Source organism: Bifidobacteriaceae bacterium (assembly GCA_031281585.1).
Taxonomy (GTDB): domain Bacteria; phylum Actinomycetota; class Actinomycetes; order Actinomycetales; family WQXJ01; genus JAIRTF01.
Map to the genome: position 1 here is coordinate 1 of JAITFE010000036.1, position 10,589 is coordinate 10,589.

General features: G+C 69.3%; 8 protein-coding genes and 1 pseudogene. 3 read left to right on the forward strand and 6 right to left on the reverse strand.

Features of this window, described 5'->3' with window-relative positions; translation table 11 throughout:
* Positions 1–572: hypothetical protein (locus tag LBC97_04020; protein ID MDR2565224.1), on the forward strand; the 572-nt coding region annotated here is incomplete at its 5' end.
* A gap of 204 nt (positions 573–776) precedes the next feature.
* On the opposite strand, the gene LBC97_04025 is transcribed toward LBC97_04020, so the two are convergent.
* From LBC97_04025 to LBC97_04045, 5 genes are all read right to left on the reverse strand, one after another.
* Positions 777–1,685: a hypothetical protein gene (locus LBC97_04025; protein ID MDR2565225.1), complete on the reverse strand. Its 909-nt coding sequence runs from the start codon at positions 1,683–1,685 to the stop codon at positions 777–779.
* 624 nt (positions 1,686–2,309) lie between these two features.
* On the reverse strand, positions 2,310–3,317 hold the full coding sequence (hemH, locus tag LBC97_04030; protein MDR2565226.1) for a ferrochelatase: 1,008 nt from the start codon (positions 3,315–3,317) through the stop codon (positions 2,310–2,312).
* Between the two features lie 502 nt (positions 3,318–3,819).
* Positions 3,820–5,019 carry a DUF6350 family protein gene (locus LBC97_04035; GenBank protein ID MDR2565227.1) on the reverse strand — a complete coding sequence of 400 codons (1,200 nt, stop codon included), beginning with the start codon at positions 5,017–5,019 and terminating at the stop codon, positions 3,820–3,822.
* Between the two features lie 31 nt (positions 5,020–5,050).
* Positions 5,051–7,162, reverse strand: coding sequence for an ABC transporter ATP-binding protein/permease (locus LBC97_04040; protein ID MDR2565228.1), 2,112 nt, complete (start codon positions 7,160–7,162; stop codon positions 5,051–5,053).
* Positions 7,159–9,057 carry an ATP-binding cassette domain-containing protein gene (locus tag LBC97_04045; protein ID MDR2565229.1) on the reverse strand — a complete coding sequence of 633 codons (1,899 nt, stop codon included), beginning with the start codon at positions 9,055–9,057 and terminating at the stop codon, positions 7,159–7,161. The genes LBC97_04040 and LBC97_04045 overlap by 4 nt, the downstream gene beginning before the upstream one ends.
* 381 nt (positions 9,058–9,438) lie before the next feature.
* On the opposite strand from LBC97_04045, the pseudogene LBC97_04050 reads away from it, so the two are divergent.
* Positions 9,439–9,504, forward strand: a pseudogene (locus tag LBC97_04050) (zinc-ribbon domain-containing protein).
* Between the two features lie 261 nt (positions 9,505–9,765).
* Positions 9,766–10,251 carry a hypothetical protein gene (locus tag LBC97_04055; GenBank protein MDR2565230.1) on the forward strand — a complete coding sequence of 162 codons (486 nt, stop codon included), beginning with the start codon at positions 9,766–9,768 and terminating at the stop codon, positions 10,249–10,251.
* 104 nt (positions 10,252–10,355) lie between these two features.
* On the opposite strand, the gene LBC97_04060 is transcribed toward LBC97_04055, so the two are convergent.
* On the reverse strand, positions 10,356–10,589 hold a 234-nt coding region (locus LBC97_04060; GenBank protein MDR2565231.1), incomplete at its 5' end, for an Ig-like domain-containing protein.

The following is a 10,589-nucleotide window of genomic DNA, read 5'->3' on the forward strand; positions in this document are numbered from 1 at the left end:
TGGTCTTGACGCTCCCGGCACGGAAGAATGGCGTGGTGGCCAACCCCGATGCTCCGACTGAGGAAGACCGCCAGCCTGCGGCACCCGAACCCCCTGACCGCAAACAGCGGCCTGAGAACGACCGCGCCGCCAAACGCGCGCAGTTCGAACGCGACCTCAAAGCGTTGACGCCGGAGCAGAAGGCGGACTTGATGCGGGTCAACCGCTACGTCTTCGCCTTCGGCGCGGGCGCCCTCGTGTCAATGATCGGGCTGACCCTGCCGCTGCCCTGGCCCGCAGTCGGCTTGGCGGCCATGGCGTTGTCGCTGTTCGTGGCCATTCGCGGCATCATCCTGGCCAAGCGGACACCCCTGGCCCGCGGCGTGGTGGTGTATTTGGCGATGGGGCTGGGGCTGCTCGGCATGTTCGCCGTCTACTCGATTCCCCTCATCATCACCTGGGGCGACCAGTGGGAGTATCAGCAGTGCGTGAGCCAGACCCAGACCATTGAGGGCCAGGACGCCTGCCTGACCCAACTTGAGCAGGCCACCAAATCCGATTGGGCCAGAATCCTGCGCCAACTCCGCCAATAGGCAGCTGCGGCGAGGCTTGGGCGGGTTGCCGGGCAACTTGTCCACTCCCCACGTGCCAGCCAGCGCCGTCTTGGCGGGTCCGGGGCTGGTTGCGGGCGACTCGCGAAAACGGGCGCGACCCCTGCGGCGGGCGGATCGGGCACCATGAGGTCTCTGGCGCCGCCATCCCCACGCTCGGCCCCGCGCCGTGTTTCCGCAGTGGATCTATTCGGGCGGCTCTGATTCGACAGGCGTGCGCGGCAGCGCCGCGCCGATCACGTCCATCAACTCCTGGGCCGCAGCAACCTCGTCCGGATCGAGGGGGCCCACATCTCGGAGCGGTTTACGGCCGTCGTAAAGCGGCATATCCACTGCAACGGACGGCCACTGATTCTCATACGGATAGTCCTCGACCGGGCAGTCCTCAAACAGCGCCTTGAGCCGATCCACCGTGGCCGACATTGGGACCAGGGCGTGGGGTCGGGTCAAGAAGCCGTCCGCCTTGGGGGGTTCCGCATCGGCCAGGGTCGGGAACCCGTTCTGGCGAGCGCAAGCCGCCCAATTGTTGCTCGCCTGCGCGATCGCCTGCTTCTCACGCAGTTCGCCCGCAGGGTTGTCGAGCAAAATCGGCGGCACATAGTCGATTGCCTTGGTGCACGCCCGGTACGCGTCGGTGTAGTCGAATCCGCCCACAATCAAGTAGCTGACCCCCCACACGCCGAAGGGGAGGTCGGAGAATTCGGGTTGATACTTGGCCGCGAGCGTATCCATGACCTTTTGCTGGGCCTCGGCCGCCAAGGGGTCGATCGGCAAGGTACCTCCCCCGTGGCACATGCCGTCCTGCTCCTGACAGAGGATCCAAGGCTCGTCCTCTTCGAAGGCCACTTCGGCCTGGCCGTCTTCCCATTCATTCAGAACGGCTGGCACACCCTGCCCCCGCAGGCATTCGACCATCTGCGCCGCGACCAACGCCTGTTCCTTCGCCATCGCGGGAGCGACCGAAGCCGGCCCCTCCGCCAACGTCGCGACCTGCTCCTGGGGGCCCTCGCATCCAATCGACCCGATCGCGAACACCGGCAGCAAGGCGACGCCGGCGGCAACGGCGGCGATCTTCCTCCGGCCAGTCAGTCTCACGCAGATTGCCTTCCTCACGTCCGGTGATTGCCGATCGCTCGGCACCGCAGCCCCCGCTCCGCCGCCCAAGCCCCCGGCTCCCCTATAGCCTACGAGCGCGTGGAGACCACAGCCGCCAGCTGGCCTGGTGCGCCCCCACAGGGGCCCAATGCAACCAAAACCACGATCCTGATCCACCAGCGGATCAAGAAGCGCCCGAAGGTCGCATTCGGCGGCGAAACCGGGAAGCCCGGGCACCCAAATGCAACCCAAACCACGATCCTGATCCACCAGCGGATCAAGAAGCGCCCGAAGGTCGCATTCGGGGACGATCACCGCCCTGCAGGACCCCCAAATGCGACCCAAACCACGATTCTGATCCAGCAGTGGATCAAGAAGCGCCCGAAGGTCGCATTCGGGGACGACTGCCGTCCTGCGGGATCCCCAAATGCAACCCAAACCACGATCCTGATCCACCAGCGGATCACGAAGCGCTCCAAGGTCGCATTCGGCGGCGAAACCGGGGAGCCCGTGCACCCGAATGCAACCCAAACCATGATCCTGATCCACCAGCGGATCACGAAGCGCCCGAAGGTCGCGCTGAGGACCGTCAATCGGCGGCGAGGCGTCTCCGCCAGCCCTCGATCAGGGGTGCAGGCGGGATTCGACCAGGTCGGTCAGCGCGTCCAGCCAGGCCGGATGATCGTTGAGGCACTGGTGGCGGACGAACACGCCGTCCGGTTGGGCCGCCAAATAGGTGCCCTTGTTGAGGAGGTCGATTTCCTCCAGCGTCTCCAGGCAGTCCGCCACGAAGCCGGGGCAGGCGACGTCGATCCGCTTGACGCCCTGCGAACCCAAATGCGCCACCGTGTCGATGGTCGCGGGGGTGAGCCACGGCATAGGGCCGAATTTCGACTGGAAGGTGACCAGGCATTGCTCTTCGGTGAGGTCCAGGCGCGCGCGGAGCGCCGCCGCCGTCTCCTCGCATTGGCTCCGGTAGGGATCCCCTGCGCGGTCAAGCGAGACCGGGATGCCGTGGAACGACAGCAGCATCTTGTCGCCCCGTTCGAAGTCCGGCCGGCCGTGGCGCTCCCAGGCCTCCTCCGCCCGCAGGGCCAAGGCTTCGATGTAGCCGGGCAGGGTTGGGTAGGAATGCACCAGGGAGTACTCGAATTGGTGGACCGAGCGCAGTGCGTAACGCGCTACCTCGTCCATGATCGAGGCGACCGTGGGAACCGAGTACTGCGGGTACAGCGGCACAACCAACACCCGCCGCACGCCTTCTCCCCGCAGCGTTTCCAACAGCGTGCGCACCGCCGGGTTGCCGTAGCGCATGGTCGGCTCGACCCGGACCGGCTTGCCGACCCGCTCCGCCAGGCGTGCCGCCACCCCTTTGGCCTGCGCGTCCGTGTAGACCGCAAGCGGCGAGCCTTCTTCCAGCCAGATCGAGCGATACTTCTCCGCAGACCGCCTGGCGCGGAACGGCAGCACAAAGCCCTCCAGAATCCCCCGCCAGACAACCGCGTGCATGTTCACGACCCGCTTGTCGGACAGGAATTGCCGCAGGTAGCGCCTGACGTCGCGCGGCGTCGGAGTGTCCGGCGTGCCCAGGTTGACCAGCAGCACAGCAGTGTTCGCGCCCGGCAAGATCATGCTCGCTCCTTTTCAAGTTCGGTCGCGCGTTGTCGCCCGGCCCGAGTTCACCCTAGCGCCGACCAGGCCAGGAACGGGAGCCGTCCCCGTTTCCAGTACGATGCCGTCCGGTCAAGCCCCCCAACCCAGAGCGGGTTCGCGCCGACGCCCCCACGAAATGCGGGCGGCACCCCCGTCTCGGGGTGCCAGGCACCTTGGCAGGAGGCCCCGCCGACGCCCCGGTCGCCCCGGTTCAGCCGCGGCCGGGCAGAGACACGCCCTTGGGCCCCGCCGACGCGCCGGTAACGCCGGGTCCGCAGCAGTCGGGTAGTCAGGCGCTTTCGGAGAGGTCCCCTGCCGGCGCGGCCGGGCCGGGAAGTCAGGCGTTTTCGGCCAGATCGCGCCAAGGGCGCGCCCTGAGGCAGGCCCCGATCAGGGCACCCGCGCCCAATTCGAGCCAGAGCCAGCCCGCCAGGGGCCAGAACAGAATCCCGACCTCCGCCAGGCGGCCCGGGTCGGGAAGTCAGGCGTTTTCGGCGCGATTCCGCCAAGGGCGCGCCCTAAGGCAGGCCCCGATCAGGGCGCCCGAGCCCAATTCGAGCCAAAGCCAGCCCGCCAGGGGCCAGAACGGAGTCCCGACCTGGGCCAGGCGGCCGGGGCCGGCGGCCCCGCCCGCCAGCGCCACCAGGCTCGCCAGCAATGCGGCCGCCAGCAAAGACGCCAGCGCCGCCCCGATCGCCACCCTCCACCAAACCAGGTCGAGCCGACTGGCCAGCCGCCAACCCGCCACCAAGCCGGCCACCACCGGCACGGCCACCACTCCAACCGCGAACCAAGGCGGATTCGTAGCGGGCAGTAGGCCAAACAGCGGCAGCGCGGGCTCAACGCCGCCCACTGTCGCAAAGGCGGAGAACTCCGTTCCCTCACCGACCGCGAACCCAGGCCCGGCCAGATACGCGCCCGCCCAAAGCAAAAGGTTCGGCAGCAACGCCAAACAGAGCAGGCCCAATGCGATCCCGCCCACCACGCCGGGGCTCAGCGACTCGAACAATTCCGCGAACCGACGCCATCCGCCCACGCCCAAGGCCACCACCAGCCCCAATGCGCCCGCCAAGATCAAGCCGACCCCAGTCGCGGCCGCCCGGAAGGCGGCAATCACCTCCGGCGGAAGGTGTTCGTCCAGCCAGGTCCCCCACCAGCCCAGCAACTGCCCGTTGCCCGGTCGGTTGGCCCAAGCCAACCCGGCGCCCGCCGCGCCCGCGCCCCCGATCAGCGCCAGCCAGCCGGCTGACCGGGCCTCGTCCGCCAGCACATAGGCGATGAACGCGTCCACCGCCAGGAAACCGAGCACTCCGCCGCCTATCAGCGGCCACCCGCGCGCGGAGGTCACCCGCGAGAGCGCGGCCGCCGCCAGCGCCGAGACAAGCGGCAATCCAAGCGGGCTGATGGCGACCACGGCGCGAACGGCGCCGTGACCAATGATGGTCCACCCGAAGTGTCCCAGCACCCACAGGTCGGAGCCGAACCGGGCCGCGTCCGCCCAGGAGACGCCCGCGTTGAACGATTGCCCGGACGTGGCCGTGAACGCCGCCACCACAGGCGTGACCACTAAAACCCAGCTGAGCAGCGCCGCTTGTACCCCGACCAGGAGTCCGGCAACCGTGGGCGCCATTGTGCGCGGCGCGGGACGGGTCGCTGGTGAAACCGGGGTGGACTGGCTCATGGTTCAACCAATGTTGCCAGGCCGCTCCGCTCTAGCGGTCCTCCCGCGCCAGCAAGTCAGCGAAAGGCCCGGCGACTGCGGCCAACTCGGCGTAGGCCCCCTGCTGGACCACCCGGCCCGCGTCCATCACGTACACGCGGTCCGCGTTCTGGACGGTGCTCAGCCGGTGCGCGATCACGATCACGGTCTTGCCCGCCCACGCCTTTTCCAGCCGCCGCAGAACCTCAGCCTCTGCGCCTTGGTCGAGTTGGGACGTGGCCTCGTCCAGCACCAGCACGGACGGGTCCCGCACCAGCGCCCGCGCGAGCGCCAGCCGTTGCCGCTGCCCGCCGGAGAGCAGTTCGCCCATTTCTCCAACCGGGGCCTCCCAGCCCCCCGCGCGTTCGGCCACCACCGCGTCGAAGTTCGCCGCCGATGCCGACCGGCCCAGTTCCGCCCCCGTCGCCTCCGGCCGCGCCAACCGCAGGTTCTCCTCGATCGACATGTTGAACAGGTAGGGACGCTGCGCCGCCACTGAGACCTCGGCCCGCAGTTGGTCCAGCGGGTAGTCGCGGAGCGGCTTCCCGTCCAGCAGGATGACGCCTTCGGTGGGGTCCCAAGAGCGGGTCAGCAAAGACGTCAGGGTCGACTTGCCGGAGCCGGACGCGCCCACCACGGCGGTGACCTTCCCGGCGGCGGCAGTGAGGGAGACTTGCGCCAAGGCGGGCGAACTGCGGGCGGCCGCCGGATACCGGAATGTGACCCCCTCAAACCGGACTTCCGGGGCCGCCAATTGCGCCTTGGGGGTTCCTTCTGGCTCTTCCCCGAGCCCGCGACCAGTGGATTCAACGCCAACAGCCGAGGCGCGACGGACGGCCGCGGCCTGCGGCGGTCGCCCCCCGCCCTCTGACGCGCCCGGCCGACTCGCGACCGAACCGCTTCCACCACTCGGCGGGGCCGCGTCGGCCTCGCTGCCCGCCGCCGGCGGGGGTTCGTCTGCGCCGCGGGAATTGGCCGGTTGGCCAAGGGCGGGATCGTCCACCAGGGGCGCCGCGTCAGTGACCGCGAAGATGCGGCGGGCCGAGGCGTAGGCCTGTTGGAGGTCGGCGGCGAAGTCTTCCACCCCCAGGACGGGGGTGAACCCCGCCAGGGTCAGGCCCAAGGCCAGGCCGACTTGCGCCGAGGTGAGCTCGCCGCTGGTGACCACCAACAGTTCCGCGATCATGGTCAGGCCGATGACGAGGACGTTTGCCCCGCGCCGGGCGGCGTTGGCGCCGCCAATCGCTTTCATGCCCCCCGCCAGGCCTTGCGCCGCGTCTTCCATTTCCCTCAGGCGACGGTCCTCGTAACCGAAGGCGAGGACCTCGCGCACACCTTGAACCGAGTCGCGGACGTGGCCGGCCACTTGGCCGCGTGACCGGCGCAGTTCGGCGGCGCCCTTGGCGCTGGCGGCCCGGCCGATCGCCGGGGTGACCAGCCCCACCGCCGCAAAACCCACCGCCATGGGAATGGCCGCGGCCGGTCCCAGGGCGACGGCGGCGAAGGCCACCGTGCCGACTGGCACTATCACCGCCGTGACCGCCGGGGCGATCGTGTGCGCGAAGAACACCTCCACCCGGTCCACGTCCTTGGTGACCCGGCTGAGGAGGTCGCCGGTGTTACGGCCCTCGACCGCCGCCGGCGCCTGCGGGGCCAGCCGATCATAGAAGTAGAGCCGGAGCCGGGCCAGCACGCGGAAGGCGACGTAGTGCCCGCAGTACTGCTCCAAATACCGGGCGAAGCCCTTTACCAGTGACAACACAACCAAAGTGGTGATCACCGCGCCGAACCCGGAGCCCTGAGGCCAGGCCAACGCCTCGTCGCCCCGCCCGCTGGACGGGCCGGCGCCGAGCACCGCCCAGCCCGCCACCGCCAGCAGGGCTATGCCCGCGATCAGCCCGGCCGTTCGGAAGAGGATCGACAGGGCAAGCGGCGGCAGGATCGGCCGGGCGAGCGCCAGCAGCCGGCGTCGCAGCTGGCGCGGACTCATCGCCTGACCGGCCACGCCGTCCAGGGAATCCGGCGGGGCCGACTCGTCTGGGCGGCGGCCGCCCCGAGAAGTCGAGGCAAGCTGCCCTGCGGGTCGCCTGGCTTCCTGCGCCGCTCTTGGCTCGCTCCCGGTCATGAGCCCACCTCCACGGTCCGGTCGGCGTGCATGATGGTGGCCCGGCGGTGCGAGATCGCGATCACCGTCTTGTCTTCGCCCAGCTTCTCGAGCGAGGCGAGAATGGCCCGTTCGGCGGCCAAGTCCACGTGGGCGGTCGGCTCGTCCAGGATCAGGATCGGGGCGTTCTTGAGGAACGCCCGCGCTATCCCCAGGCGCTGGGTCTGTCCGCCGGAGAGGGCCAATCCGCGTTCGCCCACCGGCGTGTCCAGGCCTTCCGGCAATTCCGCGACGAAGTCGGCCAGGTCCGCTGCCGCCAAAGCCTCGGCTAGGCGCTCGTCCGGCGCGTCCTGGTCGGCCACCCGCAGGTTGTCCCGCAAGGTGCCCGTGAACAGGTAGGTGTGTTGGGCCACCACCGCGAGTTGCGCGCGCTGCCAGGCCAGCGGGACGGCGGTGACGTCCTTCCCGAAGAGTCTGATCGCGCCGCCGGCGGGCCGCAGGTTGCCCTGGATCAGTTCGGCGATCGTGGTTTTCCCAGCCCCGGACGGTCCGACGATGGCGACGTGCTCGCCTTGGTCTACAGCCAAGTCGAAGCCCGTCAAGACGGGCGGCCCCGCCGGGTAGGCGAAGTCGACGCCGCGAACCTCGACCGCCGCAACGTTTGAGCCAGCGGGCGGGCTAACCGCCTTGGGCGCCGGGCTCTCGGCGAGTGGCCGGGAGACCGCCGACGCGTCGGGGGCGCAGGGGCGCGCCTCGCCGGGCGTCTGGGCGCGCTGGTCGGCCCAGTCGGCTGGGGCGGCGGAGGCGATGGCCGACGGCCTAACGGCCTTGGGCGCCGGGCTCTCGGCGAGTGGCCGGGAGACCGCCGACGCGTCGGGGGCGCAGGGGCGCGCCTCGCCGGGCGTCTGGGCGCGCTGGTCGGCTGGGGCGGCGGAGGCGACGGCGGGCGGGCGGACGGCATCGGACAACTGGGCGGGCTGGTCCGCCGGGTCGGGGACGGCGGGCGGCTCGGCGAGGAAGGCCTTGATCTCCTTGGCGGAGGCGATCCCGCCCATGCCGATGTAGAAGAACTGGCCGATGCGGTCCAGGGGGTCCAGGAGGAGCGTGCCGCAAAGGACCAGCGCCAGGCCCTCGCCGGGGCTGATCGCGCCTTGGTCGATCCGCCAGAGGGACAGGGCGGCGACGGCGGCGACGAAGGCGAGCGAGAAGAGGGAGTCGACCACGAAGAGCATCAGCTGGTTGCCGGCGAGCAGGCGCATGACGTGGCGGCGGAGCTCCTCCGCGGCGGCGGCCAGGCTGGCGCCGTGGCGGCGGTCGGCGTTCAGGAGCCTCAGGGTGGGCAGGCCCTGGATGGCGTCGAGGAACTTGGCGGCGAAGACCTGGCCGTTTTCGCGGTAGCGGCGCGAGACGCCCCGGAACGCGGCCTGGAAACCGCCCAGGGCCACGGGGATGGCGGGGATCGCGATCGCCACCAGGCCTGCCACCGGCCAATCGACCAGGGCTCCCATCATGAGCAGGACCAGGACGGGGGCGGTCATCGAACCGATCATGGGGCCTAGGAACGAGCCCCGGTAGGCGGCGGCGCGTTCAACGCCGTCCGTGGCGGTGGAGACTATCGCGCCGGTCCGCTCGCGGGAGCGCTGAGCGGCGCCCAGTTTGAAGACGTGGGCTATGACGCGGCGGCGCTCGGCGGACTCGTCGGCTACCTGATCCTTGGCCGCCAGGTGCGGGATCAGGCCCGCCGCCACTGCGGCGACCAGGGCCAATCCCGCCATCAGGGCTTTGGTTTGGAGGTCCCAGGCCTCTTCGGCGAAGGGCGCGTCGCGCCAGGCGAGCCGGCCGATGGCGATGTAGAGCCCGGCCAGCGCGACGCTTTGGATCCAACTGAGAGCCACCACCGGGAAACGCCGCACCACACGCGCTAGCCTACCCAAGGACCGCGCCAGCCTGTTAGGCAAGCCTTACTTCTTGGTTTGGCCGTCTATCCAGACGGCCGCGCGCTTGGGCTGCGGGGCGTGGCCAAGACACGTCCGGCAGAGCGGTGGGAGCCGGTAGACGTGGGCCGATCTGTTCTAAACCTCATCCGCAAGCATTCTGGCTCCAGCGACGGGCCCCGCCGCTAGGTCGGAGCGCAGGCGCCGCTTTTGTCTGCAGCCAGCAGACCCTGGGTGCCGTCTCCGTGAATAGCATCATGCTTGTGCCGGCGCTGAAGCACAGCTGCTTCAAAGAGCGGGTTTGGCATAGGGCGTTACACGGGTCGTTATGAAACTGGGAGCACGGGGGCACAGGAGGAAAAGATGTTTTGTCAGAATTGCGGAAGGCAGTTGACGGACCAAGGAACGTTTTGCCCCAACTGCGGGACCAGACGCGCGCCAGGCGCACAAGCACCACGGCAATCTCCCCAGCCGATGGCCACAGGGCAGTCTCCTGGGGTTACGCCCGTGCCGCCGATGCCGCCCGACCCCGGCCCGGCGCAAGGCGCCAACCGGGTGCCCTATCCGCCGGGCCCCGGTCCGGCCGTGTACGCCAACAGGGCGGCCTACCCGCCGCCGGGCCCCTTCCCGCCTCATCCCGGAGTTCCTGGCCTCCGGGCTCGGCGCAAGCGACGCCTGAAGACGCCCGTCTTGATCACTGTTATCGTGGTCCCGGTTGTGGCGCTGTTCCTGCTCATTGGGCTGTTGAACGATCTCAGCGACGGAGAACTTGGAAATCAGCCCACAGCCAATGACCAGCCCGGGTCCAACGAGGGGACTGAGGCGCAAAAGAACGATCCACTGACCTGGTGCGCGCTCGCATCGCGGCCGATCGTTGTCGAGGACATCGCCTTCTCCTGCGACGCCTTGACCGTAGTCGTGAACAGCGCCGCGGAACCCGACGGCAAGTTCGTCGTTGACGTCCGGCTGAGCTTCTCCTCAGGCAAAGACACCGAAGCCGCAGTCGCGAGGTTTGAGGATGGCCATTTCGTGGTCGACGGCACACGATTGGAAATCGGGGAGGTGCTTGCTTTTCGCACCAACGTTGCTCTGGTGTCGGTTGCCGGGCAGGGCAAGGCTCCGTCAAGCATTGAACTGGTGGTCGGCGATCAGACAATGCTGCTGCGCGAGGGGTGACAGCGGTTCGACTCTCACGGTAGGCCAGTTGAAGGCTTTCGCCTCGAGCCGGGTCGCCCGACCGGATCCGACGGGTTTGGCCACTGCGCGCGGCGGAACGCCGCCTACGACCGGGCGTCGAGGAAGGCCTCCGACTGGGGGTGGTTGAGTTGGTCCAGCAGTGCCTCGCGGGCGGCCTCGCCCTCGGCGGTGTAGACGCCCGGCGTGAGGCGGTCATAACCGGGGACGGACCAGTTCAAGGCGACTTGGTGGACGCCGCCTTCGGAGTCTGTCACCGTGGTCGTGTCCGGCAGTTGCGCGATCACGTCCGCCTCTGACGTGGCGTGCGCCACGGAAAC